This is a genomic window from Mycobacterium sp. NGS69 (assembly GCF_059812165.1).
The window spans coordinates 412,562-437,752 of sequence record NZ_JCALCD010000002.1; the positions used below are offsets into that span (position 1 = coordinate 412,562).

The 25,191-nt window shown below is 69.2% G+C and carries 27 protein-coding genes; 16 read left to right on the forward strand and 11 right to left on the reverse strand.

Features of this window, described 5'->3' with window-relative positions; all coding sequences use genetic code 11:
- Window positions 1-83: 83 nt before the first annotated feature.
- From AC5Y2S_RS07285 to AC5Y2S_RS07315, 7 genes are read left to right on the forward strand one after another with little or no spacing between them, the layout of a single operon-like run.
- A complete protein-coding gene (locus tag AC5Y2S_RS07285; RefSeq protein WP_499954997.1) occupies window positions 84-1,271 on the forward strand; it encodes a lipid-transfer protein in 1,188 nt (395 codons plus the stop codon).
- A gap of 2 nt (window positions 1,272-1,273) precedes the next feature.
- Window positions 1,274-1,732: a MaoC family dehydratase N-terminal domain-containing protein gene (locus tag AC5Y2S_RS07290; protein WP_499954999.1), complete on the forward strand. Its 459-nt coding sequence runs from the start codon at window positions 1,274-1,276 to the stop codon at window positions 1,730-1,732.
- Window positions 1,729-2,139: a MaoC/PaaZ C-terminal domain-containing protein gene (locus AC5Y2S_RS07295; protein ID WP_499955001.1), complete on the forward strand. Its 411-nt coding sequence runs from the start codon at window positions 1,729-1,731 to the stop codon at window positions 2,137-2,139. Before AC5Y2S_RS07290 ends, AC5Y2S_RS07295 begins: the two co-directional genes overlap by 4 nt.
- Window positions 2,140-2,158: 19 nt before the next feature.
- Window positions 2,159-2,986, forward strand: coding sequence for an SDR family NAD(P)-dependent oxidoreductase (locus AC5Y2S_RS07300; RefSeq protein ID WP_499955003.1), 828 nt, complete (start codon window positions 2,159-2,161; stop codon window positions 2,984-2,986).
- Between the two features lie 9 nt (window positions 2,987-2,995).
- Window positions 2,996-4,144, forward strand: coding sequence for an acyl-CoA dehydrogenase family protein (locus AC5Y2S_RS07305; protein WP_499955005.1), 1,149 nt, complete (start codon window positions 2,996-2,998; stop codon window positions 4,142-4,144).
- A 25-nt stretch (window positions 4,145-4,169) separates the two neighbouring features.
- Window positions 4,170-5,711: a long-chain-fatty-acid--CoA ligase gene (locus AC5Y2S_RS07310; protein WP_499955007.1), complete on the forward strand. Its 1,542-nt coding sequence runs from the start codon at window positions 4,170-4,172 to the stop codon at window positions 5,709-5,711.
- Window positions 5,711-6,916, forward strand: coding sequence for a TetR/AcrR family transcriptional regulator (locus AC5Y2S_RS07315; RefSeq protein WP_499955009.1), 1,206 nt, complete (start codon window positions 5,711-5,713; stop codon window positions 6,914-6,916). The genes AC5Y2S_RS07310 and AC5Y2S_RS07315 overlap by 1 nt, the downstream gene beginning before the upstream one ends.
- A 6-nt stretch (window positions 6,917-6,922) precedes the next feature.
- Here AC5Y2S_RS07315 and AC5Y2S_RS07320 read toward each other — a convergent pair whose 3' ends face one another.
- Window positions 6,923-8,491 (reverse strand): long-chain-fatty-acid--CoA ligase, encoded by a 1,569-nt coding sequence (locus AC5Y2S_RS07320; RefSeq protein ID WP_499955011.1) that lies wholly within the window; start codon window positions 8,489-8,491, stop codon window positions 6,923-6,925.
- 109 nt (window positions 8,492-8,600) lie between these two features.
- Here AC5Y2S_RS07320 and AC5Y2S_RS07325 point away from each other — a divergent pair, with 109 nt between their 5' ends.
- The 3 genes from AC5Y2S_RS07325 to AC5Y2S_RS07335 are packed head-to-tail and all read left to right on the forward strand — an operon-like array spanning window position 8,601 to window position 11,137.
- Window positions 8,601-9,389, forward strand: a complete 789-nt coding sequence (locus AC5Y2S_RS07325) for an SDR family NAD(P)-dependent oxidoreductase (protein WP_499955012.1) — start codon at window positions 8,601-8,603, stop codon at window positions 9,387-9,389.
- A gap of 17 nt (window positions 9,390-9,406) precedes the next feature.
- Window positions 9,407-10,330 (forward strand): catalase family peroxidase, encoded by a 924-nt coding sequence (locus AC5Y2S_RS07330; RefSeq protein WP_499955014.1) that lies wholly within the window; start codon window positions 9,407-9,409, stop codon window positions 10,328-10,330.
- 36 nt (window positions 10,331-10,366) lie between these two features.
- Entirely contained in the window at window positions 10,367-11,137 is a 771-nt protein-coding gene (locus AC5Y2S_RS07335; RefSeq protein WP_499902630.1) for a sulfite exporter TauE/SafE family protein, read from the forward strand.
- Window positions 11,138-11,141: 4 nt separating this feature from the next.
- Here AC5Y2S_RS07335 and AC5Y2S_RS07340 read toward each other — a convergent pair whose 3' ends face one another.
- Together AC5Y2S_RS07340 and AC5Y2S_RS07345 are read right to left on the reverse strand one after the other, a co-directional pair.
- The gene (locus AC5Y2S_RS07340; protein ID WP_499955016.1) at window positions 11,142-12,233 is read right to left on the reverse strand and encodes a glutamate--cysteine ligase; all 1,092 of its coding nucleotides are present in this window, start codon (window positions 12,231-12,233) and stop codon (window positions 11,142-11,144) included.
- A gap of 41 nt (window positions 12,234-12,274) precedes the next feature.
- The gene (locus AC5Y2S_RS07345; protein ID WP_499955018.1) at window positions 12,275-12,712 is read right to left on the reverse strand and encodes an anti-sigma factor antagonist; all 438 of its coding nucleotides are present in this window, start codon (window positions 12,710-12,712) and stop codon (window positions 12,275-12,277) included.
- 157 nt (window positions 12,713-12,869) lie between these two features.
- Here AC5Y2S_RS07345 and AC5Y2S_RS07350 point away from each other — a divergent pair, with 157 nt between their 5' ends.
- Window positions 12,870-13,490: a TetR/AcrR family transcriptional regulator gene (locus tag AC5Y2S_RS07350; protein ID WP_499955020.1), complete on the forward strand. Its 621-nt coding sequence runs from the start codon at window positions 12,870-12,872 to the stop codon at window positions 13,488-13,490.
- A gap of 106 nt (window positions 13,491-13,596) precedes the next feature.
- On the opposite strand, the gene AC5Y2S_RS07355 is transcribed toward AC5Y2S_RS07350, so the two are convergent.
- Complete coding sequence (locus AC5Y2S_RS07355; protein WP_499883580.1) at window positions 13,597-14,256, reverse strand: DedA family protein; 660 nt, start codon at window positions 14,254-14,256, stop codon at window positions 13,597-13,599.
- Window positions 14,253-15,083, reverse strand: coding sequence for an SGNH/GDSL hydrolase family protein (locus AC5Y2S_RS07360; RefSeq protein ID WP_499955022.1), 831 nt, complete (start codon window positions 15,081-15,083; stop codon window positions 14,253-14,255). The genes AC5Y2S_RS07355 and AC5Y2S_RS07360 overlap by 4 nt, the downstream gene beginning before the upstream one ends.
- 110 nt (window positions 15,084-15,193) lie before the next feature.
- Here AC5Y2S_RS07360 and AC5Y2S_RS07365 point away from each other — a divergent pair, with 110 nt between their 5' ends.
- Together AC5Y2S_RS07365 and AC5Y2S_RS07370 are read left to right on the forward strand one after the other, a co-directional pair.
- Window positions 15,194-16,261 carry a permease gene (locus AC5Y2S_RS07365; protein WP_499955024.1) on the forward strand — a complete coding sequence of 356 codons (1,068 nt, stop codon included), beginning with the start codon at window positions 15,194-15,196 and terminating at the stop codon, window positions 16,259-16,261.
- A 22-nt stretch (window positions 16,262-16,283) separates the two neighbouring features.
- Entirely contained in the window at window positions 16,284-17,072 is a 789-nt protein-coding gene (locus tag AC5Y2S_RS07370; RefSeq protein WP_499955026.1) for an IclR family transcriptional regulator, read from the forward strand.
- On the opposite strand, the gene AC5Y2S_RS07375 is transcribed toward AC5Y2S_RS07370, so the two are convergent.
- A complete protein-coding gene (locus AC5Y2S_RS07375) occupies window positions 17,060-17,893 on the reverse strand; it encodes a polysaccharide deacetylase family protein (RefSeq protein ID WP_499955676.1) in 834 nt (277 codons plus the stop codon). The genes AC5Y2S_RS07370 and AC5Y2S_RS07375 overlap by 13 nt on opposite strands.
- A gap of 203 nt (window positions 17,894-18,096) precedes the next feature.
- On the opposite strand from AC5Y2S_RS07375, the gene AC5Y2S_RS07380 reads away from it, so the two are divergent.
- The gene (locus AC5Y2S_RS07380; protein WP_499955028.1) at window positions 18,097-19,926 is read left to right on the forward strand and encodes a PE family protein; all 1,830 of its coding nucleotides are present in this window, start codon (window positions 18,097-18,099) and stop codon (window positions 19,924-19,926) included.
- Here AC5Y2S_RS07380 and phtC read toward each other — a convergent pair.
- From phtC to AC5Y2S_RS07405, 5 genes are read right to left on the reverse strand one after another with little or no spacing between them, the layout of a single operon-like run.
- A complete protein-coding gene (gene phtC, locus AC5Y2S_RS07385) occupies window positions 19,914-20,642 on the reverse strand; it encodes a 3,4-dihydroxyphthalate decarboxylase (RefSeq protein WP_499955030.1) in 729 nt (242 codons plus the stop codon). The genes AC5Y2S_RS07380 and phtC overlap by 13 nt on opposite strands.
- The gene (hcaB, locus tag AC5Y2S_RS07390) at window positions 20,639-21,433 is read right to left on the reverse strand and encodes a 3-(cis-5,6-dihydroxycyclohexa-1,3-dien-1-yl)propanoate dehydrogenase (RefSeq protein WP_499955032.1); all 795 of its coding nucleotides are present in this window, start codon (window positions 21,431-21,433) and stop codon (window positions 20,639-20,641) included. Before hcaB ends, phtC begins: the two co-directional genes overlap by 4 nt.
- Window positions 21,430-21,606 carry a dihydrodiol dehydrogenase gene (locus AC5Y2S_RS07395; RefSeq protein ID WP_499955677.1) on the reverse strand — a complete coding sequence of 59 codons (177 nt, stop codon included), beginning with the start codon at window positions 21,604-21,606 and terminating at the stop codon, window positions 21,430-21,432. Before AC5Y2S_RS07395 ends, hcaB begins: the two co-directional genes overlap by 4 nt.
- A 50-nt stretch (window positions 21,607-21,656) precedes the next feature.
- Window positions 21,657-22,172, reverse strand: coding sequence for a 3-phenylpropionate/cinnamic acid dioxygenase subunit beta (locus tag AC5Y2S_RS07400; RefSeq protein ID WP_499955034.1), 516 nt, complete (start codon window positions 22,170-22,172; stop codon window positions 21,657-21,659).
- Window positions 22,169-23,464, reverse strand: a complete 1,296-nt coding sequence (locus AC5Y2S_RS07405) for an aromatic ring-hydroxylating dioxygenase subunit alpha (RefSeq protein ID WP_499955678.1) — start codon at window positions 23,462-23,464, stop codon at window positions 22,169-22,171. The genes AC5Y2S_RS07400 and AC5Y2S_RS07405 overlap by 4 nt, the downstream gene beginning before the upstream one ends.
- A 302-nt stretch (window positions 23,465-23,766) precedes the next feature.
- On the opposite strand from AC5Y2S_RS07405, the gene AC5Y2S_RS07410 reads away from it, so the two are divergent.
- Both AC5Y2S_RS07410 and AC5Y2S_RS07415 read left to right on the forward strand, forming a co-directional pair.
- Window positions 23,767-24,705, forward strand: coding sequence for a Rieske (2Fe-2S) protein (locus AC5Y2S_RS07410; protein ID WP_499955036.1), 939 nt, complete (start codon window positions 23,767-23,769; stop codon window positions 24,703-24,705).
- Complete coding sequence (locus AC5Y2S_RS07415; RefSeq protein WP_499955038.1) at window positions 24,702-25,187, forward strand: hemerythrin domain-containing protein; 486 nt, start codon at window positions 24,702-24,704, stop codon at window positions 25,185-25,187. Before AC5Y2S_RS07410 ends, AC5Y2S_RS07415 begins: the two co-directional genes overlap by 4 nt.
- Window positions 25,188-25,191: the final 4 nt, after the last annotated feature.

Consider the following 25,191-nt stretch of genomic DNA (forward strand, 5'->3'; position numbering starts at 1 on the left):
GCCGCCGCGGATTCCATCTTGCTTTCTCATGGCGCCGCCTGCTACACATAAGTGAATATTCCCTAGTTATCCGTGGAGGCGTCGTGGCCGATCGAGTCATGGTGGCCGGTGTCGGGATGATCCCTTTCACCACCCCGAGTCGTTCCGAGACATACCAGGTAATGGCCGAAAAAGCGGTGCGGGCTGCGTTGGCCGACGCTGCGGTCGAGTACGCGTCGATCCAACAGGCCTACGTGGGTTATGTGTATGGAGACTCGACATCAGGACAGGCGGCCCTGTACGGATTGGGACAGACCGGCATTCCGGTCGTCAACGTCAACAACAACTGTTCAACCGGGTCGACGGCGCTGTGGCTGGCGCGCCAGGCCATCGAGAACGGTGCGGCCGACTGCGTCCTGGCATTGGGGTTCGAGCAGATGCAGCGCGGCGCGCTGGGATCGATGTGGACCGACAGGCCCAGCCCCTTCACCCGCTTCGACGACGTCACCCGAGCCGCACAAGGGTGGGACGATGCCGCGCCGATGGCCGCCCAGTACTTCGGTGGCGCGGGCCGCCAGTACGCCGACAAGTACGGCACAGATCCCGCGACGTTCGCCCGGATCTCGGTCAAGGCGCGCCGGCACGCGAAGAACAATCCCTATGCGGTGTTTCGCGACGAGGTCACCGTCGACGAGGTGCTGGCATCGCCGCACATCTACGGGCCGCTGACGAGGCTGCAGTGCTGCCCACCGACCTGCGGCGCCGCCGCGGCGGTCCTGGTCAGCGCGGAGTTCGCCCGCAGGCACGGGTTGTCGCCGAAGGTCGCCATCAAGGCTCAGGCGATGACGACGGACCTCCCCTCCACCTTCGAAGGCGCCGACATGATCAAGGTCGTGGGCTACGACATGGCCAAGGCCGCCGCGGATCAGGTCTACGAAACCTCCGGTGTGGCACCGGAAGACATCCGGGTCGTGGAACTGCATGACTGTTTCACCGCCAACGAACTGCTCACGTACGAAGGCCTGGGCCTGACGCCAGAGGGCACCGCGGAGAAATTCATCCTCGACGGCGACAACACCTACGGGGGACGAGTCGTGACCAACCCGTCGGGCGGACTGCTCTCGAAGGGACATCCCCTCGGGGCAACTGGCCTTGCCCAGTGCGCCGAATTGGTGTGGCAGCTGCGCGGTCAGGCGGGGGCGCGGCAGGTCGACGATGTCAGCGTGGCGCTGCAGCACAACATCGGACTCGGTGGAGCGGCCGTGGTCACGCTCTACGAGACGGTGGCCTGATCGTGGCGATCGACAAGGCCGTCATCGGAACCACCCTGCCTGCCGCCATGCTGACCGTCGAACGAGCGCGGCTGCGATTCTTCGCCAAGGCGATCGGCGAGACCGATCCGGTCTACCTCGATGTCGAAGCCGCCAAAAAGGCTGGCCACCCGGATATTCCGGCGCCCCCCACCTTTCTGTTCTCGGTCGAACTGGAGAACCCGGACCCGTTCGCGTTCCTCGCATCGCTGGGCGTCGACCTGCGGATGGTTCTGCACGGTGAGCAGTCCTTCACCTACCATGCCATCGCCTATCCCGGGGACGAACTCGTCGCCACGCCGCGCATCACTGACGTGTACGCCAAAAAGGGCGGTGCGCTCGAATTCGTGGTCAAGGAGACCGCGATCACCCGGGCCGACGGGACGCCGATCGCCGAACTGCAATCCGTCATCGTCATCCAAAACCCCGGAGTAGCACCATGACGCTCGCCGAGTCCGTAACCGTCGGCACCGAACTGCCGCCGCTGCCGGTTGAACCGATCTCGCGGCTGACGCTGACGTTGTTCGCCGGAGCTTCCGGCGACCACAACCCGATGCACGTTGACATTGACGCCGCCAGATCGGTCGGCCTGCCGGACGTTTTCGCACACGGAATGCTGTCCATGGCGTACCTGGGCCGGTTGCTGACGAACTGGGTTCCCCAGCAGCGCCTCCGCTCCTACCGGGTCCGGTTTGTGGCGATCACCCCGGCGCACGGCGAGCCGACCTGCACCGGCCGGGTAACGCGCGTGGACGACGTCGACGGCGAACGGCGAGCCACCGTCGAACTTTCCGTGCGGCTCCCGGACGGGACCACCACTCTCACCGGCGATGCCGTTGTCGCCGTCTGATCGAAAGGCACTGTCAAGCATGGGAACTCTGGAAAACAAAGTGGCGATCGTGTCAGGTTCCGGTCGCGGCATCGGCCGTGAGATCGCGGTAAAGCTGGCAGCCGAAGGGGCACGCGTGGTGGTGAACGACCTCGACGCCGACCCCGCCGCCGAGACCCTCGCCGCCATCGAGGCGGTCGGCGGCAAGGCCGTCACCTGTGTCGGCAGTGTCACCGATACCGGCTTCGGCGAGCGGTTCGTACAAACCGCCGTCGACACCTTCGGCGGCCTCGACATCATCGTCAACAACGCAGGCTACACCTGGGATTCGGTGATCCAGAAGATGACCGATGAACAGTGGGACGCGATCCTTGACGTGCACCTCAAGGCGCCCTTTCACATCCTGCGCGCCGCGCAACCGGTGATCAGTGGGTTGGTCAAGCGCGCCAGAGAATCCGGCGGGCCGGTGCCATGCCGCAAGGTGGTCAACATCTCATCGCTGGCCGGCGTGGGCGGCAACGCCGGGCAGGCCAACTACGCTTCGGCCAAGGCCGGCATCCTCGGCCTCACCAAGGCCCTGGCCAAGGAGTGGGGCCGCTACAACGTCACCGTCAACTCGGTGGCATTCGGATTCATCAAGACTCGGCTGACAGAGGCGACGGCCGGCGGCGGCAAGATCACCGTGCAGGGCAAGGAGATTCAGGTTGGAGTCAACCCGGGTCTGCTCGCCGCGATGGAACAATTGATCCCGTTGGGACGGGCTGGCACTCCCGCCGAAGCCGCGGGTGCGGTCTACCTGCTGTGCACGCCCGAATCGGACTACGTCAGCGCGCAGACCCTCGTCTGTGGCGGCGGAGTCAACATCTAGGAGGACGATGTGGGCGCGGTACACCGTTCGCCATGGGTCGACGATGAGGTCGCCGACCTTAAACACATGGCGACCAAGTTCTTCGAGGCCGAAGCCGTTCCGAACCGGGAACGCTGGGAGCGGCAAAAGCGCGTCGACCGCGACTTTTGGTTAGCCGCGGGCCGGTTGGGCCTGTTATGCGCATCGATTCCCGAAGAGTACGGCGGGGGCGGCGGAACGCTGGCACATGATTTCGCCATCTTCGAGGCGCAGGCCGAATGCGGCGACAGCGGATTCGGCAACCAAGTCCACACCGGCCTGGTGGCTCACTACCTGCTCGCCTACGGCACAGAGGAACAAAAACGGCGGTGGCTGCCCAAGATGGCGTCCGGCGAATACATCGGCGCGATCGCGATGTCGGAGCCCGGGGGCGGCTCGGATCTCAAAGCCTTGCGCACGACCGCGATTCGAGACGGTGATCATTACCGATTGAACGGATCCAAGACGTTCATCTCCAACGGCGCCAGCGCGGACCTGATCGTGCTGGTGGTGAAGACCGACCCATCGGCCGGCGCCAAGGGCACCTCCCTGCTCGTCCTGGAAACCGCCGGGGCGCAGGGCTTCCGGGTTGGGCGTGTACTGGACAAGCTGGGCATGAAAGCTCAGGACACGGCGGAGCTGTTCTTCGACGACGTGCGGGTCCCCGTCGGCAACCTGCTCGGCGAGGAGGGCGCGGGCTACGGCTATGCGATGAAGCAGCTCGCCCACGAACGCTTGATCATCGCCATCATCGGCGTGTCGACGCTGGAAACCGCGGTGGCCGAAACCGTTGCCTATACCAAGCAGCGTTACGCCTTTGGAGCGCCGCTGTTTACCATGCAGCACACCAGGTTCGAACTCGCCGATTGCGCGACCATCGCAAAGGTGGCGCGAACCTTTGTCGACGACTGCATCGTCAAGCACCTGCGCGGTGAACTCGATGCCGCGACGGCGTCGATGGCCAAGGCGTGGGTCACCGACATGCAGTGTGCGGTCATCGACCGGTGCTTGCAGTTGTTCGGCGGATACGGCTACATGCTGGAGTACCCGATCACCCGGATGTACGCCGACTCACGCGTCCAGAAGATCTATGCCGGCACCAACGAGGTCATGAAGGAGCTGGTCGCGCGTTCGCTGTGACCGCAGTCCCAGCATGGAGAAGAAAATGTATGTGACACAGTCGCTTCACCGCATGCTCCAGCAGTGTCCGGACATGCCGCTGACGGTGTTCGCCGACCGCCAACGTACGGTGCGCCAGTCCGCCGATCGCATCGCCAGGCTGGCCGGCGCTCTGCAAGCGCACGGCGTGCGACGTTCGGAGCGGGTGGCATTCTTGGGCCTGAACTCCGACCGGTACCACGAATACCTGTGCGCGGTGCCATGGGCGGACGCGGCCGTGAATCCCGTCAATATTCGCTGGAGCCCCGCCGAAATCGCCTACTCCCTCCGTGATTCGGAAAGCACCGTGCTACTCGTCGACGACGCATTCGCCCCGGCCATCCCACAGGTGAGCGCGGCGGGCGCCGAGCTGTCGACGCTCATCTACTGCGGCGATGGCCCCTGCCCGCCGGGGATGCTCGACTACGAATCGCTCATCGACGGCGCGCAGCCGATCCCCGACCCGCGACGCGGTGGTGACGAGCTCTACGGCATCTTCTACACAGGCGGCACCACCGGGCATCCGAAAGGAGTGATGCTCAGCCATGACAACGTGATGACCTCCGCGCTGGGCTGCCTGGCCACCGGCCGGTTCCTCACCGATCACGGCCGAATTCTGCACGCCGCGCCACTGTTTCATCTCGCCGCGATTGGTATGTGGATTGCCGGCAATGTCGCGGGATCGACCCACGTGATGGTGCCGTCGTTCACCCCCGGCGGCGCGGCCGAAGCGATCAGCAACCATCACATCACCGACGTGTTGCTGGTACCGACGATGATCCAGATGCTGATCGACCACCCCGACGCCGCCGGATTCGACCTCACCTCACTGCGCCACCTCATCTACGGGGCCTCACCGATCTCCGAAGCGCTGGTTGACCGCGCCCAAAAGGCGTTTCCGACTACCGGTTTGGCGCAGGCGTACGGGATGACCGAGCTGGCCCCGGCGGCCACTTTCCTCGCGCCCGTTGACCATGACAACCCGAGACTGCAGCGATCCGCCGGCAGGGCCCTCCCTCATGTCGAAGTGCGGGTCGTGGACGCGAACGACATTGAGGTGCCCGTGGGCGACATCGGGGAAGTGATCGTGCGCGGCGACAACGTCATGCTCGGCTACTGGAACCGACCGGACGATACGGCCGCGACGGTTCGCGACGGCTGGATGCACACGGGTGATATGGCGCGCATGGACGAGCAGGGCTACCTGTTCCTCATCGACCGCCTCAAAGACATGATCATCACCGGCGGCGAGAACGTCTACTCGGCCGAGGTCGAGAACGCCCTCGCCGGCCATCCCACGGTCGCCGCCGCGGCGGTCATCGGCGTGCCCGACGATCAATGGGGTGAACGGGTCCACGCCGTCATCGTGTTGCGCCCCGGGAGCGAGACCACGGAGGAATCGATAAGGGGGCACTGCCGGGAGCTCATCGCCGGGTATAAGGTGCCACGCAGCATGGAATTCGTCACCGAGTTACCCATTTCCGGCGCGGGCAAGGTTCTCAAACGTGAGCTGCGGGAACGCTATCGGAGCCCCGCCGACGACCGATAATGGGTAGCCCACGCCAGCCCCTATCGTCCAGTCCGCCCGCCAGGGGAACGCGGCCCCGCAATCGGCGCCAGCTGATCATTGACGCGGCGGCCGCCCTGTTCTGCGACAAGGGATACGGCAGTGTCTCGATGAGCGATGTCGCTGACGCCGTCGCCGTCGGCGCGTCGGCGCTGTACCGGCACTTCCGGAGCAAACAGGCGCTACTGGCAACGGTGATCGAGGACGCGCTCGGCACCTTGGACCAGGCTTTGAAGGCAGCCGACGCCTCCGCGGATTTGGCGTCCGTCTTGGCCCGCTTGGTGCTGGATCATCGCACCGTCGGCGTGCTGTGGCGGCGAGAAGGTCGTCACCTGACCGAGCAGGACCGCAGACGACTGCGCCGGGTCGCCCGGCGGATCGGTGATCGGCTCGCCCAACATATTCGATATCGGCGACCGGACCTGGCGGCGACGCAGGCCGACCTGTTGGCATGGTGTGCGCTCGGCATCGCGAATAGCGTTTCATTTCACCGACTTTCGATGCCAGAGCCGGGATTTTCGGCTCTCCTCGCCGCCTTGATCGCGGTGCCACTTAGCGCGGACGCCGAGCTGCGCGGCGAAGCGGGCGGCAGTGGGTCGGGTGGCGCGCTGACTACCCGCTCACGACGAGAGGCGATTCTGTCGGCCGGCGCGGCGCTGTTCGCCGAAAGGGGCTTCTCAGGGGTCAGCGTCGACGACATCGGCGCCGCTGTCGGTATCGCCGGACCCAGTGTCTACAACCACTTCGCCTCCAAGGCCGACATTCTGATAGCGGCGATGTTCCGCGGTAACGAACTGCTCTGGACAGACTTCAATCGTGCCGTTGCCGACGCCCCCGACGCGGCCGAAGCACTGCGCCGCGTGGTGTTGAGCTACCAGACCTTCGCATTCGCCAACCCGGACATTGTCGAAGTCCTCATCACCGAGGTCGCGCATCTCCCGGCATCCGAGAGCCACAGCGTCAGGAGCGCGCAGCGAGCCTATATCGACGAATGGGTGCACCTGGCGCGACAACTGCACCCGAACTGGACGCTTACCGAGGCGCGGATCCGGGTGCAGGCGGCCCAAATCATGATCAACGACGTCGTGGTGATTCCGCGGTTCCGCGCGCTTCCGGGAGTCCCGACCGTTCTGGTCGACATCGCGGTCGACCTGTTGGCTGCGCCCGCAGGTGCGGTCAAGGCCTGAGTCGCCTCAAATTCCCCGCGGGCGGTCCCGCCAATACGGCTCGCGCAGCGCGGTTTTGAGGATCTTGCCGCTGGCGTTGCGGGGCAGTGACAACGCGAAGTCCACCGTCCGCGGGCATTTGTAGCCGGCCAGGTGCCGTCGGCAGAACTCGATGATGTCTTGCGCGTCGACCTCCTCGGTGGCCACGACGATCGCCTTCACCGATTCGCCCCAGAAGTCGTCGGGCACGCCGATGACCGCGGCGTCGGCGACGGCGGGGTGTTCGATCAGCACGCTTTCCACCTCGGGCCCGTACACGTTCTCGCCGCCGGTGATGATCATGTCCCTGAGCCGGTCCTCGATGTAGACGTAGCCGTCGGCGTCCAGGCGGCCCACGTCGCCGGTGCGCACCCAGTCGTCGTCGGTGATCGTCTCGGCGGTCGCCTCCGGGCGATTCAGGTAGCCGGTCATGTTCTGGTTGCTGCGCACCCAGATCTCGCCCGGCTGCCCGACGGGCAGCACGTCGCCGGTCTCGACATCGACCACCCGAATCTCGGTGCCCAGCACCGCCTTTCCGGCCGACAGCTGAAGGTGGGGCCGGTCGGGGTCGCGATGGTCGTCGTCGCCGAGCGCGGTGACGGCCCCGCACAGTTCGGTCTGCCCGTACACCTGGACGAAGCCGGTCTCGGGCCAGGTCTCCAGCGCCCGGTTCAGCAGCGGCAGCGGCATCGGCGCGGCCCCGTACACGATGTAGCGCAGCCCGGCGAGCGCTGCGGTCGCCGCCTCGCCGGCCTCCAGGAACCGGGCGATCACCGGCGGCACGAAGAACGCGTGGGTCGCGCCGGCGCGCACCGCCCCGATCAACGCCGCGGCGTCGGGCTCGCGGGCCATGATCGTCGGCACCCCCGCCGCGATGCCGAACAGCGCATAGCCGATCCCACCGACGTGGAACAGGGGCATGGCGACGAGATTCGCGTCCCCGTCGGCGAACGGGAACGCCGGCGCTAGGTTCGACGGGTGATTGGCCAGCGCGCGCTGGCTCAGCAGCACACCCTTGGGTCGCCCGGTTGTGCCGGAGCTGTAGATCACCAGCGCGGTGTCGCGCTCGTCGACCTCGGCGGTCCGCGCGGATGGCGCCGCGGCGAGCAGGGATTCGTATTCGTCGTCGATCACCACGATGCGGTCCACGCCCGCGGCTTCGACCGCGGGGCGCAGTTCGGCGCCGACGAACAGCAACCGCGGGCGGCTGTCCTCGAGCACGTGGGCGAGCTCGTCGCCGCTGAGCCGCCAGTTGACAACGGTGGTAACGGCGCCGATCGACGCCGCGGCGAACAGGGTCTCCAGGCACGCCGGGTGGTTCTTGTCCAGGAACGCGACGCAGTCGCCGCGCCGCACGCCGGCGGCCTGTAGCGCCCCGGCCGCGCGCCGAATCCGGGATGCCCACTGGGCCCACGTCCACTGCCGCTCGCCGTAGCGAATCGCGACGTCGTCGGGCCGCTGCTGGGCGTGTCGCTCGACGAACCCGGCGAGCGTGCCGTCGGCGTGAGTGTGTTCCACACGTTGAGTGTGCCTTGGCGGCTTTGCGTGTGCGCACATGGCGGGAATCCGGGGGTCAGTTTCTCGCCCTGGGCTCACACGCGACGCCCTGGGCTCACACGCGACGCCGTCGGCGCACACCGGGCGCCGGTGTGCCACTATCACTGCCATGGTCAACGCCGATCGCGCCCGCTCCCGCACCTTCGTCGTGACGGGAGCGGCGTCCGGTATCGGCCTGGCCACCGCGCGGCGCCTGCTCGCCGAGGGCGGCACCGTCGTCGGCGCCGACATCGCCGCCCCGCCCGACCTCGGGGCCGACTTCCACTTCGTCACCGCCGACATCACCGACGAGGCCGCGATCGACGCGGTGCTGGCCGCCGTGCCCGACCGCCTCGACGGCGTGTTCCACGCGGCGGGCGTCGCCGGCGGCGGCCCCGTGCACCTGCTCGACCGCAAGGAATGGGAGCGGGTGATCGGGATCAACCTCACCGGTACGTTCCTGGTGGCCAAGGCGGCGCTGGCCAGGATGATCGAGCAACCCCGCGTCGACGGCGAACGGGGCTCGATCGTCACCGTCGCCAGCATCGAGGGCCTGGAGGGCACGGCCGGGGGCAGCTCGTACAACGCGGCCAAGGGCGGCGTCGTGCTGCTCACCAAGAACATCGCGCTCGACTACGGGCCCAGCGGCATCCGCGCCAACGCCATCTGCCCCGGCTTCATCGAAACTCCCATGGCCCAAAACGTTTTCGGCCTGCCCGGGATGGAGGGCCCGCTGGCCTCGATCACCGAGGAGCACGCGCTGCAACGGTTCGGCCGGCCCGAGGAGGTCGCGGCGATGGCGGCGTTCCTGCTCTCGCCCGACGCCTCGTTCGTCAGCGGCCAGGCCATCGCCGTCGACGGCGGCTACACCGCCGGTCGCGATCACGGTGTCGTCAAACTCTTCGGCTTGCCCGACTAGCGCCTTAAGATTCGCGAATGGTCACTCCCGACGAGGCGATTGCGGCGATTCGAGGCACCGGCGGCGCGCAGCCCGGTTGTCGCGCGCTGCACGCCAAAGGCACGCTGTACCGCGGGACGTTCACCGCGGCCCCCGAGGCGGCGGGGCTTTCGCGCGCCAAGCACTTCGACGGCTCGTCGGTTCCCGCGCTGATCCGCTTCTCCAACGGTTCGGGCAACCCGTCGCAGCGTGACGGCGCGCCCGGGGTGCGGGGGATGGCGGTGAAGTTCACGCTGCCCGACGGGTCCACCACCGACGTATCGACGCAGACCGCGCGGCTGTTCGTCTCCAGCACGCCGGACGGATTCGTCGATCTGCTCAAGGCGATGCGGCCCAGCCCGACGACGCCGCTGCGGATGGCCAAGTACTTCCTGACCCATCCGCGGCTGTTCGGCGCGCTGCCCGTGCTGCGCGACGCCAACAAGGTCCCGACGAGCTACGCCACCATCGAGTACCACGGCCTGCACGCCTTCCGCTGGGTCGCCGCCGACGGCAGCGCCAGATTCGTTCGCTACCACTGGGTTCCGGTTGTGGGGGAAAAGCGGCCGGCCGCCGAGGGCGACGGCCCCGACTTTCTGACGGACGAGCTGAATGCCCGCCTCGCGAGCGGGCCGGTGCGGTTCGACTTCCGTGTCCAGATCGCCGGGCCCAACGACTCGACGGTCGACCCGTCCGCCGCCTGGGAGAGCACGCAGATCGCCACCGTCGGCATCCTGGAGATCGACGGCCTCGACACGCAGCGCGAGCACGACGGCGACATCGTCGTGTTCGACCCGATGCGTGTCACCGACGGCATCGAACCCTCCGACGATCCGGTGCTGCACTTCCGCAGCCTCGCCTATTCTGCGTCGGTCAAGCTGCGCACCGGCGTCGACCGCGGCCCCGAAGCGCCGCACGTCTAAGGGCGACTAAGCTTTTCGGGAGTGCTGCTCTCCCATATGGTTTTGATCGCCGTGGCCGGGTTCGGCGCCGGTGCCATCAACGCCCTCGTCGGATCGGGCACCCTGATCACCTTCCCGACTCTCGTCGCCCTCGGCTATCCACCGGTCACCGCCACCATGTCGAACGCGGTCGGCCTGGTGGCGGGCAGCGTGTCGGGCACCTGGGGCTATCGGGCCGAGCTGGCCGGGCAGTGGGACCGGCTGCGCTGGCAACTGCCGGCGTCGCTGGCCGGCGCGGTGCTGGGCGCCTTCCTATTGCTGCACCTGCCCCCCACGGTGTTCGCCCGCGTCGTGCCGGTGTTGTTGGTGCTGGCCCTGGTGCTGGTGGTGCTCGGGCCGCGGCTGCAGCGGTGGGCGGCCCAGCGCGCCGAACAACAGGGGCGCTCGGCCGAACACATCACGCCGGCCCGGATGGCGGTGCTCGTGTTCGGGACCTTCGCGGTCGGGGTCTACGGCGGCTACTTCACCGCCGCGCAGGGCATCCTCCTGGTCGGCATCATGGGCGCGCTGCTGCCCGAGTCGGTGCAGCGCATGAACGCCGCCAAGAACCTGCTGACGCTGGTGGTGAACGTCGTTGCGGCGGTGAGCTATTCGCTGGTGGCCTTCGGCCGGATCAGCTGGCCGGTCGCCGGGCTCATCGCGGCGGGCTCGCTGGTCGGGGGACTGGTCGGGGCGCGCTACGGGCGGCGGCTCTCGCCGACGGCGTTGCGCTCGGCCATCGTGGTGGTCGGGCTGATCGGCCTGTACCGCCTGCTCGCCGTGGGCTGACGGGTCAACTCAGCGTGGCGGCGGCGGCTTCCGCCACGACGTCCATCACCTCGTGGCGCTTCTGCCACGCCCGCAGCTGCCGCATCGCGCCGTTGCCCTGGGCGACGACGCGGTCGAGTTCCGTTGTGACGCGGTCGTATTCATCGAGCGCTTCCAGCGCCGGGCGCACCCGTCGCACCAGCGCGCCCAGGACCTCGCGCGCCGGCACCGCGCCGCCGCGCCCGTGGATCAGGTCGAGCGCGTCGCCCGCGAGCCCGTCGTGCGCGGCCTTCCAGTACGCCGCCCGCAGCGCCGCGGGCGGCAGGCGCTCGGCGTCCGCGCCCCGCTCGTCGAGCGCGGTCATCACCGCCGCCCGGACCAGCGTGGCCAGCAGCACCGTCTCGGCGACCGTCGCCGGCACGTCGGACACCCGGATCTCGACGGTCGGGAAGTGCTCCGACGCGCGCACGTCCCAATAGACCATCTTGTGATCGAGGATGACCCCGCTGTCGATCAGCATGCGTACGGTGCGGTCGTACTCGTCGGGCGCCGGGAAGAACGGCGGCGCCCCGGCCACCGGCCAGCGCCGCCACAGCACGCTGCGCCAGCTCGCGTAGCCGCTGTCGGCGTTGCGATACACCCGCGAATTGGCCGACAGCGCAAGCAACGACGGCAGCCACGGCCGCAGCCAGTTGCTGACCCGGATGGCGCCGGCCCGGTCGGGCACCTGCACGTGGACGTGACACCCGCAGATGCCCTGCTCGTGCGCGACCATCCCATACGCCGCGCCGATCCGCCGGTACCGGGGCGTGTCGGTGACGGGGAACTCGTGCGGCGTGGCGGGCGGGAGGCCGGCGGCCAGCAGTTGCACCCCGGCGGCCTCGGCCGCCTCGGCGGCGGCGCGCCGCAGCCGGGTGAGTTGCTCGCCGAGTTCCGCGCTGGTCGCCGTCACGTCGGAGTTGGTTTCGACCTGGCAGCTGCTCAGTTCCAGCTGCAGGGTCGCGCCCCGCCGCTTGGCCTCCTCGGCCACCGCGGTGTTGCGCGGGGCCGGTTCGCCGGTTCGCGGGTTGACGAGGAGGAATTCTTCCTCCGCACCGAAGGTGGGAAGGCCGCTCATTTCAGCCGATTATCGGCCGATTGACTCGTTGCGAGGCGGGCTTACCGGCGAGTGGTCGACGCGAGCGCGTCGTCCGCGGTGGGGTACACCGGCAGCAGGCGGTTCAGCCCGCAGGCGTCGACGATTCGGGCGACGAACGGCTCGCAACTGACCAGGCGCAACTCGATGCCGCGCTCGCGGGACCGTCGCGCCTCGTCGGCGAGCACCGCGAATGCGCAGCAGCCCATGAATTCGAGGCCGCTGACGTCGATGACGAAGGGGCCGGGTGGGATGACGATGCCGGCCGCCTCGCCGATCAGCCGGCGCCAGGTGTGCTCGTTGCAGGCGTCGATCTCTCCGCCGGCGTTGACGATCACCGCCGCGCCGTTGCGGTCGGTGGTCGCCCGCAGCGTGCTGTGCGGGTCACCCAGCTCGTGGACCAGACGCGTGCTGAGCGTCGGCGGGGGGCTGGACATCTGTTCCGCGGTGATCGGGCTCATGATGGACTCTCCTAAGCTACCGGCGAGGGGACGCCGGGCGGGGTGCCCGTCCTTCCGTCTGAAGACAGACTGTGCGCGATGTGCGCGAATCTCATTTGTATAACGAGACAGGGCGGTCTGTCTACATCGGGCCGTTAAGAGTACGGTAAGGCCCGGTATGACAAGCGACGATGTCACTCCTGTCACCAGCTCGGCCCGCGAGCGCATCCTGACCGCGGCTTATGAGCTGTTCAGCCGGCGTGGAATCCGCGCCGTCGGCACCGACGAGGTGATCGTGCGGGCCGGCGTCGCGCGGGCCACCCTGTACCGCCACTTCCCGACCAAGGACGCGCTGGTCCTGGCCGTGTTACAGCGCCGCGAGGAGGTGTGGACGCACGGCCTGATCGAGGAGCAGTCCCGGCAGCGGGGCAGCACGCCCGAGGAACAGTTGCTCGCGATCTTCGACGTCATGCACGACTGGTTCCAGTCGCGCGACGGTTACGAGGGCTGCTCGTTCATCAACGTTTTCCTGGAGCTGGGGGCGGGTCACCCTGCCGGGCAGGCATGCATCGCCCACATCGACCACGTCCGCGACATCGTGCGCCGCCGCGCCGTCGCGGCCGGGCTGGCCGACGTCGAGGACTTCGCGTCGTCCTGGCACATCCTGATGAAGGGCGCGATGATCCTCGCGGCCGTGGGTGACCTGGACGCCGCGCGGCGCGCCCGCAGGATGGGCGTCTCCCTGATCAAGGAGCACCGCCCGGCGGAGCCCGCCGACATCGGCGAGGCGGTCGGCTAGTTCAAGCTGCCCAGCGCTTTGCGTGTGAATTCTGGGCTTTCAGTGTGAGCTGATGGCGGGATCCGGGCGACTTTTCCGCCCTGGACGCACGCGCAAAGCCGTGGATTCACGCGGCGTCGGTGGCTTCGGCTTTCCGGTAGTGCTCTTCCTCCAGCTCGGCGATCATCCGCGACGTGCGCTCGCGCAGCAGGATCGCGGCGGCGATTCCGCACACGACGGCGATCACCAGCCCGATCCAGGAGAACCGCTCCAGCCACCGTTCGGCGGCCATCCCGGCGAAGTACACCAGCGCGGTGGTGCCGCCCGCCCAGCAGATGCCGCCGGAGACGTTGGCCGCGAGGAAGCGCGGGTAGGGCATCTTGAGCGCGCCGGCCAGGGGGCCGGCGAAGATCCGCAGCAGGGCGATGAAGCGGCCGAAGAACACCGCGCGAACTCCCCAACGGTTGAACAGCTTTTCGGCGAGGGCGACGTGCCCGGGGCCGAAGTGTTTGGGGAATCGCCGGCCGAGCCGGTCGAAGAGCGGCAACCCGTACCGGCGCCCCACCGAGTAGCCGATCGAGTCGCCGATCACCGCGCCGATCACCGCGGCGCCGCCGACGCCGATCGGATTGACGGCCAGGTCGTGGTGCGACGACATCAGCGCCGCGCTGACCAGGACGATCTCACCGGGAAGGGGGATGCCCAGGCTCTCCACCCCGACCACACCGCCGACCACCAGGTAGACGAGCAGCGGCGGGATCGACTGCAGCAGAGCCTCCACGTTCATGGGTCAAGGATGCCTGACCGGCGGACAAAGCGCGCCGCACTTGGCGCGGTCAGGGGCTCCATCCGCGGCCGCTTGGGCACCCGCCCGTCGGCCGACGACATGCCGCGCAGCCGCCGCCACACCCACGGCATGAACTTCTCCTGCGCCCAGCGAACCTGTCCGTAGGTGCGCGACCCGAACGGCAGCCGCGTGGCGCTGCCGCTCGCCTCGGCCCAATCATGGTTGCTGCCAGGCAGATCGAGCGCCTCCGCGGCCGCGGCGGCGAACAGCATGTGCCCCTTGGTGGACGCGTGCACGCGGTCGACGTCCCAGGTGTCCAGGTCGCGCATCGAGGCCGCGTCGTAGAGGTCGACGAGCCGGAAGCCGTACTGGTCGGCGGCCGCCGCGATCGCGTCGTTGATGCGGGCGAGCCGCCCGGACACGAGCCGGCCCAGCGGCAGGAATTGCGCGACGTTCGGGAAGGTGGTGGTCACCACCGTCGCCCCCGAGTCGGCGAGCGCCGCGTACATGCGCTCCAGGTTGGTCAGGGCGCGGCCGAACGAGTTTCCCGGCTGGATGACGTCGTTCATCCCGACGCACACGGTGATCAGGTCCGGCCGCATCGCCAGCGCGGGCGGGACCTGCTCGTGCAGCACGTCGGCCACCAGCTTGCCGCGAATCGCCAGGTTGGCGTAGTGCAGGCCCGGATACAGCGAATCGATGATCGCCGCGAGCCGGTCGGCGAATCCGAGGAAGCCGACGGCGTCGTTACCGTCCCACAGGCCCTCGGTCTGGCTGTCCCCGATGGCGACGTATCGGCTGTATCCGGTCTCGGTAGCCCCGTACACGATGCAGAGACTAACCGGAAACTTCGTTTCCGGGTGCTCTACCGGGGGTGTGGCGCGCGCGGTCCCTCTCGTCCAGCCCGTGGGTGGTTTGTCGGCTAGCGTCGTTGACCATGGCGGCGTCGTTGAGGGTCAACGCAATTCGCGGTCGGGACCGCACGGGCGTCGCCATTGGCGTCGCGTTGACGCTCGCGGCGTTCGTCACCGGGCTGCTGTGGGCCAAGTGGATGCCCTACACGGCCAAGGCCCTGCGGGCCCACCGGACCCACCACTGGTCGGGGTCGAACATCCTCGCCGTCGGCGGGGTCCGCGCCGGCGACGGCCCGACCTGGCACGCCGCCACGACCTTCTTCCACGCGTACTTCCTCTCGATTTGGCAGGCACTGCTGGCGGCGCTGCTGATCAGCGCGTCGATTCAGGCCCTGATGCCGCCGTCGTGGCTGCCGCGGCTGTTGAACCGGCGCGGCGTGATTTCGAGCGCGCTGGCCGGTGGGGCGGCCGGCATGCCGTCGATGATGTGCACGTGCTGTGCCGCCCCGGTGGCCGTCACGTTGCGCCGCAACGGTGTCGGGCGCGTCGCCGCCATCGCGTACTGGCTCGGCAATCCGCTGCTGAACCCGGCGGTGCTGGTGTTCTTGCTCTTCGTCGCTCCGTGGCAGTGGACGCTGACCAGGATGGTGGTCGGGATCGCCGCGGTGGTCGGCGTCGGGGCGGCCGTGGCGCTGGTGACCCGCACCGGGCAACCGGCGCCCGGCCCGGCGGCCGGGGACGGGCACCAACCCGAGGCGCCCGCCCGCAGGTTCGCGCGAGCCCTGCTCAGGCTGTCCGTGATCCTGCTGCCGGAGTATGCGGTCGTCGTGCTGGTGCTGGGCGCGTTCCGGGGCTGGGTGCTCGGCTTGGGCCGCCTCCCGCACGGGGGCCTGCTGATCGTCGTGCTCGCCGCCGTCGTCGGCACGCTCCTCGTCATTCCGACGGCCGGGGAGATCCCGATCCTGCAGGGCCTCGCGCTGCTCGGCGTCTCGTCGGGGACGCTCGGCGCGCTGTTGATCACGCTGCCGGCGGTCAGCATGCCGGGCGCGGTGATGGTCGCGCGCAGCTTCGGATGGAAGGCCGTCGCCGCCGCAACCGTCGGGGTGATCGGGGCGGGATTGGCCGGGGCGATCGTCCTCAGCGCGCTGTGAGCGGCGGGTACCGTCACTGTCTATGCGGGAAAAGGGGCAGCCGGCCGCCGACCCGCTCGCGCCGCAGTATCCGATCGAGTCGGTCGACAAGGCGCTGAAGCTGCTGCTGCTCTTGGGGGAGCGCCCCGAGATCCGGCTGAGCGACGCGGCCCGGGACCTGGGTGTCGCCCCCTCGACCGCGCACCGGTTGCTGGCGATGCTGGCCTACCGCGGCTTCGTGCGCCAGGACCCGGTGTCCAAGGCGTATTTGCCGGGCCCCTCGCTCACCGGCGTGGCGTTCGCGGTCTTCGGCCGCCTCGACATTCAGCGGTCGGCCGCCCCGGTCATGCGCGCCCTCGGCGAGCAACTGCGGGAGACGATTCATGTCGGGATGCTCGACGGTGCCCACGTCCACTTCGTGGCCGCGGTCGAGGGCCCGGCGGCGGTCCGGGTGGCATCCCGGCTGGGGCGCACCCTGCCGGCGCACTGCACCTCGACGGGCAAGGCGATGCTCGCCCAACTGTCGGAAACCGAACTGCGCCAATTGTTTCCGCACGAGGAACTGGAACGGGTCACCGCGCATTCGATCGGCAGCCGCACCGAGCTGGAGGCCGAGCTGTCGCGCATCCGCGAGCGAGGCTACGCCATCAACCGGGAGGAGAGCGAGGACGGCGTCGCCTCGGTCGCGGTGCCGATCCCGACGCGAGCGCCGGGCGTGCGGCTCGCGCTCAACGCCTCCGCGCCGCAGGACCGGCTCGACAGCGCCCGCTACCCATCGGTGGCGGCCGCACTTGTCAACGCGGCCAAGGAGATCGGCGATCAGCTCGGCTGAAGCCGGTGCGGGATTTCGGGCTTCAGGAAGACGTCGTTGAGCGTCACGGTGCGCAGCCTGCGGGCCCGGATGATGTCCACCAGCTGCCCGTAAACGCGGGTGATCGGTGTGTGGTTGAGATGCCCGATCACGATGTTCTGCGGGGTGAAGGACAGGTCGGCCATCTTGACGATCTGGTCTTCGGTCAGCACCGCGGAATCCCGCAGGTCGCCGGACCACAGCGTGGGCACCTGGTAGCCCATGTCGGCGGCCACCGCGTCGACCACGGCGTTGTGGCGGCCGTACGGCGGCCGGAAGTACGGGGTGGCGTCCGCACCGTAGGTGTCGCGCAGGAACTGGTCGGTGCGGCCGAGCTCGTCGGCGACCTCGTTCGCCGAAAGCTTCGTCAGGTCCGGATGCGACCACGTGTGGTTGGCGAGCTGAATCTGCCCGGATTCGACGAGCGGCCGAAGCAACTCGGCGTTATCGGTCCACGAGCGGAAGGAGCCGGTGACGAAATAGGTGAGCCGCACGCCGGTGTCCCGGGCGAATTCCGTGTAAAGCCGGACCACGTCGGTGTTGACGCCGTCGTCGACCGTCCACGCCAGCAGGTCACCGTTGCCGGGGAGCTTGCTCAGCGCCGCGCCGCCCGGCAGCGCGACCCGCGATGCGCGGTCCGGGGGCGACAGCAACGGCGGCAGCGCCGGGGCCGCGGGGGTCGGCGTGGGTCCGGGGACCTCGGCGCGGGCGACCGTCCCCCGGGGCCCGCCTTCCGAGCACAACGAGATCCCGGTGACGGCCACCGTCGCGGCCACCGCGACCAGGAAGCGCCGCCGGTCCAGTTCGCTCACGTCGGCCAGGTTAAGCCCGCTGCCCCCGCCAACCGTGCAGGGCGCGCCGGATATGAACCTGTGACCTTCGGTGCGCCATCCGTTAATGCGGAAAGTACCGATAAGCGGCAGGAAGGGGCATACAGTTTGCGCCTGGCGGTGGTTCGCCCCGTCCGGGTATGAGTCGAATCGTCCTCTGTCGATGGGAGCCTCCCATGTCTTTCCTCATTGCGATGCCCGAGATGGTCTCGGCCGCGGCTACCGATTTGGCGGGTATCCGCTCGGCGCTCAGTGCGGCCAATGCCACCGCGGCGGCCTCGACGACGGAGTTGTTGCCGGCCGCAGCCGACGAGGTGTCAGAGGCCATCGCCGCGATCTTCGGCAGCCACGCGCAGGCTTATCAGGCGGTCGGCGCGCAGGCGGCGGCGTTCCACGAGCAGTTCGTGCAGCTTCTCAACGGGGGCGCGGGCGCGTACGCGTCCGCCGAGGCGACCAACGCGCAGCAGGCGGTGATGGGTGCGGTGAACGCGCCCGCACAAGCATTGCTGGGGCGCCCGCTGATCGGCGACGGCGCCAACGGCGCCGCCGGAAGCGGCGCGAACGGCGGGGCCGGCGGACTGCTGTGGGGCAACGGCGGCAATGGCGGGTCGGGCGGGGCGGGCCAGGCGGGCGGCAACGGCGGCAGCGCGGGGCTGCTCGGCAACGGCGGGTCGGGCGGCGCGGGCGGTGCGGGCCAGGCGGGGGGCAGGGGCGGCAACGGCGGCTGGCTGAGCGGTAACGGCGGCAGCGGCGGACAGGGCGGCGCCGCCGCGGCGGGCTTCAGCGGCGGCATGCCCGGGCGAGGCGGCGACGGCGGCAGCGCCATGCTGTTCGGCGCCGGCGGTGCCGGTGGTCAGGGCGGCACCGGCCTGGCCGGGGCAAACGGAGTCAACCCCATCGTCAGCGGGCAGGGCGCAACCGGCAGCACCGGCGGCAACATCTTCAACAGCAGCGACGGCTCCTCGTTCGGGTTGACCGGTGGCGACGGCGCCGACGCCGGCCTCGGCGCCACCGGCGGCACCGGCGGCACCGGCGGAAGCGCGTTGGCGGGCAATAGCACGGTCGCTGAGGCGGTCGCGGGCAATGGCGGCACCGGAGGCGCGGGCGGCAACGGGGGTGCCGGCGGCGTTGGCGGGAATGCCACCTTTGGCCTGACGGCACAAGGAGGCGCGGGCGGTAACGGGACCAACGCTTCGGCCCCCGGCGGGGCGGGAGGCGCCGGCGGCGACGGCGGGCGGGCCGTGGCACTCGGTTCTAGTACCTCCGCCTTCTCCGGGGCCGGTGGCGGTGGCGGCGGCGGCGCCACGGGCATGTCGGGCGGCACGGGTGGCGTCGGCGGCGCGGGCGGTAACGGTGGTCATGGCGGGATGATGGCCGGCACCGGCGGGGCGGGCGGCGCAGGGGGTATGGGCGGCGCTGGCGGCATTGGAGCCGCTGGCGGGATCGGCGGCGTTGGCGGCGACGCCGGTTCGGCCAATACCGGGCTCAATGCTGCGCAGGCCGTTGGCGCTCCGGGTGGCGACGGTGGCGCGGGTGGTTCCGGTGGCACGGGCGGAACCGGCGGTGCGGGCGGTGCCGGCGGAACCGGCGGTGCCGGAGGCCTCTTCGGCGACGGCGGCGCCGGCGGCAACGCCGGGTTGGGCGGCCAAGGCGGTGCGGGCGGCGGCGGGGGAATTGGCGGTGGCGGCGGCCACGGCGGGGATACCTCGGCGACCTCGGGCGACACGTCGACCTTCGGCGGTGGTGGCGGCAATGGCGGCCATGGTGGTGGCGGCGGCAACGGTGGCAACGGCGGCGGCGCCGGCACGGTCGGCATCGGTGGCACCGGTGGGCTTTTGGGCCAGGCGGGCACCAACGGCGCGGTGGGCAGCGGCGGCACCGGCGGTGGCGGCGGCAGCGGGGTCAACGGCGGAGACGCGGGCACGCACGGGACCGGGGCAACGCACGGAGCCGACGGCACGGCCGGCACCGCGGGCAGCGACGGTTCGCCGGGTCAAACCGGCTGAGTGTCCAAGCGCGCGACCTCGTGCCGCCACGCGGCATCGGTGTTGAAGCCAGAACCTAAGTCCGGCAAGTCATCCCAATCCGCGTCATCGATGTCGCGCAGCGTGCCGCCGGCCGCGCGCACCCGCAGCGACATGCGCGCCAGCGCGTCGACGCCGATCGCCTGCAGCACCGCCCGCTGAACGGTGTCGGCCGCGCTGGTGATCCCGTGCCCGCGCAGGATCACCACCGGCCGACCACCCATCGCCCCGACCATTTCCTTGCCCAGCGCGGAGTTTCGGATCAGCACGGCGCGTTCGTAGACGGGCACGCCGCCGCGCGCGAGCCAGGCGCCGGGGATGTCGAAGGCCCCGTAGATCGGCCTCAGCGCGATGCCGGCGAGGTCGGCGGCGACGACGGCGGGCGGGTGCAGGTGCGCGACGGCCCGGTGCGCTGGGTTGGACACCAGGGTTTCGGTGTGGATGGGCAGCTCGTTGGGCACCCGGTAGCCGTCGAGTTCGCCTGCGGCGCCGGCGGTTCCGTCGAATGTGACGAGCCGGATGTCGCCGGGCCGCGTGAACGCCACCCCGCGGTCGGTGTCGCTTCGGCAGCGGACGAGCAGCCGCTCGTCGTCGACGCGCAGGCTCAGGTGGCCCAGGACGCCGTCGACCAAACCGCGCGCCGCCGCTACCCGGCAGCCCTGCGCCACCAGCTCGCGTTGCTCGTCGAGGCGCGTCATCGCGGTGCGCCCAGCCCGAATCCGCCGTCGGGGTGGACGGTTTCGCCGGTGATGCCGCGGGATCGGTCGGAGGCGAGGAACACGAAGCTCCAGGCGTGGTCCACGCCGGTCAGCGCGACGCCGAGCGGGCTGCGCGCCGCCATGTCGCGCGCCCGGTCGGGGGTGTCGTCGAGGCGGACACCGTCGAGCCCCAAGCTGGCTAGGCCGCGCAGGTCGGTGTTGAGGGTGCCGCCGGGGGCCACCCCGGTGACCCGAATCCGCGGTGCCAGTTCGTGAGCCAGCGTGGCGACCAGCCCGCGAACGGCGAACTTCGACGACACGTACAGTGCGCCGCCGCGCCCCGGATGGTACGACGACGTCGACTCGGTCAACACGATCGACGACCCGCCGGCCGACCGCAACGCGGGCAGGGCGGCTTTGACGGACTGCAGGTGGCTCAGCACGTTGGTGCGGAACATCTCGTCGAACGCGGGGGAGAGGTCGTCGGCGTCGATGTCGCCGATGCCCTTGTAGAAGTCGAAGATCCCGACGCAGTTGACCAGGGTGTCCAGCCCGCCGAACGCATCCACCGCCGCGGCGACGGCGCGCTCGTTGGCTTCGCGGGTGATGGCGTCGCCGTCGACCACCGGAACGTCGGGCACTTCCTGCCGCAAGCGTTCGCACTTGCCGGAGTCCCGTTCCAGCACGGCGACTTTGGCGCCCTCGGCGCGAAACGCGTCCACCACGGCGCGGCCGATCCCCGAACCGGCGCCCACCACCAGCGCCCGCTTGCCGTCGAGCCAGGCCGTCACGGTTGGGCCTGCGGTTCGTCGGGCAGCAGCGGGCCATCGGGATTGCCGACCATGGCCGCCAGCGTACGGGTGTTCTGCCGGGTCAGCGCCTCGATCTCGAGCGCGTCGAGGGAGATCGAGCGCCCGGTCTTGGGTGCGCTGATCAGCAGCCGCGACCCGTTGCGGGTGTCCATCCGCTGGATCAGCACTTCGGTGAATTCGTTGGTTATCGAGATGGGTTCGCTCACAGGAACACCGCCAGATTCTGCATCCGCAGCACCGACTCGTCGACAAAGATGTTGCGCCGGGCCAGTTTCCATCGATCGTCGCACCAGCGCAGCAGGTCCTCGCGGCCGCAGGACACCAGCGCGCTCTCGTTGACGTCGCCGCGGCTGCGGAAGAGCAGCTCGGCCGACTCGACGATGAGGTGTGTGTCGTCATCGGCATACGTGCGCACGTTGGTGATGAAGTGGCGCAACCGTGACGGCGGGTCCTCGGTCCAGGCGTGCTCGGTGGCGAAGCGAGCGGCTCGCTGGCGGAGCGAATACTTGTCCTCGTCGAAGTGCGCCATGCCCGGCGACGTGTCGAACCCTGCGCCGCGCGCCGTCGTCACCCGGACCGGCATGACGTAGCGGACGTCGTCGGTCAGGGTGTCCAGCCACGCCTCGTATTGCTGGGCATCCAGCAGGTAGGCCTCGTCGACCAGGAACTGGTGGGCCGCCATGTGCCGAATATCGTTGAAGGACAGGGGTTTTCTCATTGCAGGTAGTCCGCCCACAGCTTGAGCAGTTCGCGTTGGTTGTGCTCGTTGTAGCCGACCTGGGCGCGCCCGGGCCCGTGGAAAGCGTCAGCGGGCAGCGCCTGAACCACGGGGCTGCCGTCGCCGAGCAACCCCATCCGGCTGTTCAGCAACAGCCGCCGCGCCATCGAACCGCCCGCGGTGGTGGTCAGCGAGACCCAGTTTTCCACGTCGTCCTGTTCGAACATGCCCGTCGACCCGAAGCACATCAAATAGGCCTTGTACGAGTCCTTCTTGAACTGTTCGGGCGCCGCGGCGTCCACCGCGAACCAGGAACACACCTCGGTTTCGTTCTCGCTGATCGGCTGCCACAGCCGGATCGAGATGAAGGGCAAGACTTCATCTTTCTGGTCCCCCGGACCAGAGCGCACTTTCGGCCAGTTGTGCACGAAGCTGAGGTTGGGAAAGCAGGTGGCCGCCGAGATCATGAAGCCGTCCTCGCCGACCACCCGCTGCTGCCGCGGCGTCCAGGCCTGCTTGATGCGACCGATCATCTCGTCGGGGTAGCCGACGTAGCGCATCCGCCGATCGAAGTCGCCCGGCGGAAGTTTGTAGGTGGTGCCGCCGCCGCGGTGCGCCCAATAGGTCGCTCCGTCCTTGCGCTTCTGGGCTTTTGGCTCGCGGAAGAGGCCGATGTCGACGATCGACGCGTGCGTGTGCGGCGTGTGGTACATGTCGCCGGCGAAGTTCTCGGCGCCGATCTTCCAGTTCGCCTTGATGCGCCAGCGCTGCGGCCCCCGGACCTCCAGGCCGGCCGCGCTCTGCTTGGTGTAGAAGTCCAAATAGAACCGGAAGTCGCCGAGGTAATCTTCCAGCGGTTCGGCCGCCGGGTCCATGCTGATGAACAGCAACCCGTTGTAGCTCGCGAAACTCGGTGCGGGAAGCAGGCTTTGGGCGTCCCGGACCAGCCCCTCGTCGCCGCCGTAGGCCTCGCGGTGAAACGGCAGACCGATCAGCCGGCCGTCGTTGCGATACGACCAGCCGTGGTACGGGCAGCGGAAGTTCGAGGCGTTGCCCAGCTCGGCGCGGCACACCTGCATCCCGCGGTGCAGGCACATATTGAACAAGGCCCGCACCTCGCCGTTCGAGTCGCGGGCGACGATGAACGAGTCGTCGAGGACCCGGCGCACCACGTAGTCGCCGTCGTGCGGGATCTCCGATTCGTGGCCCACGAACGTCCACGCCCGGCCGAAGAGGCGCTCCCTTTCCAGCGCGAACAGCTGCCCGTCGTTGTAGATGTGGGCGGGGATCATTCCGCGCCGGACGTTGTCGAAAACGCTGCGAAGATCGCTCACTCGGCCCTCTGTTATGCAGAAATACGTTCTGCTCAATAGAATCCCGCACACCGCCCGCCCGGTCAATCCCCATGGCGAGCGACCTCGGAGCATCCTGGTGGCTAACTCACAGGCGTCACACAACCGACGAACCAGGTGACGCCGCTACGGTGGGTCACGTCGGGCTCACCACGAACGTGAGCGCGACGTAACGCCGGGATAATCGCCGATTTCACGGGTGGTATCGGCGATTATCTCCCTATCTGAGGAAGGGCGGTGTCATGGTTGATCGGTCCCGGGGGGCCGGTGGTCGGCTGCGGGAACTCGGACCGCGAGTGCTGTCAGCTATCGGGCGTCAGGAGTGGCTGGATCGGCCGAGCTATCGCCTCGAACACCTGTTCAGCTTCGGCTACAACGCGCTGGGCGGCGCCCGCGACACCGTTACCAACGCCCTGCACGGCGTCTGGCTGGGGCATCCGGTGCATCCGCCGCTCGCGTCGCTGACGAGCGGAGCGCTCGGCACCACGGTCGCGCTGGACGCGCTGAGCCTGCTGCCCGGCCAACGGCCCAGCGAGGTCCGTGACGCGTCGCGGTTCGCCTCCCGCGCGCTGGGGGTGGGGATCCTGGCGAGCATCGGGTCGGCGATCACCGGCACCACCGACTGGCAGCACACCCACGAGGAGGACCGCCGGGTGGGGCTGGTGCACGGGCTGGTGAACCTCGCCGCCACGGCGCTTTACGCGCAATCCTGGTGGGACCGCCGCCAAGGCCGCCACCGCCGCGGCATCGCGCTGACCGCGCTCGGCTACGCGATCACCCTCGGCGGCAGCTACCTCGGCGGGTCCCTGGTGTTCGAGTCCGGCATCGGCATCGACCGGTCGGGTGAGCGGCTGCGCGCCACCGAGTGGACGCCGGTGCTGCCCGCCGGCTCGCTGAACGGAAAGCCGGTCCGCGTGGAGGTTGACGGCGTGGGATTGGTTGTGTGCCAAACCAAGCCGGGGGAGGTGTCGGCGTTCGGCGAGTTCTGCCCGCACCTGGCCGCGCCGATGGCCGACGGCTGGGTCGATCGGGGGCGGGTCGTGTGCCCCTGGCACGGTTCGTGGTTCGCCGCCGAGTCCGGCGAGGTGTTGCGCGGTCCCGCGGCGGCGCCGCTGCCGTGCTACGAGGCCAGGTTGGCCGACGGAATGGTTGAGGTACGCGCCGAGGAGGTAGCGAAGTGAACGCCTATGACGTCTTGAAGGAGCACCACGTCGTGATCAAGGGCCTCGGCCGCAAGGTCAGCGAGGCGCCGGTGAACAGCGAAGAGCGCCACGACCTTTTCGACGAGATGCTGATCGAACTCGACATCCACTTCCGCATCGAGGACGACCTGTACTACCCGGCGCTCAAGGACGCCGGCAAGCTGATCGCGGTCGCGCACGCCGAGCACCGCCAGGTGGTCGACCAGCTTTCCGTGTTGCTGAAGACGCCGCAGAGCGCGCCCGGCTATACCGACGAGTGGAACTCCTTCAAGACCGTGCTGGAGGCCCACGCCGACGAGGAGGAGCGCGACCTGATTCCCGCGCCCCCCGAGGTGAAGATCACCGACGCCGAGCTCGAGGAGCTGGGCGACAAGATGGCCGCGAAGATGGAGCAATACCGCGGCTCCGCGCTGCACCGGCTGCGCACCAGGGGCAGGGCCTCGCTGGTTCGCGCCCTCTAGGCGG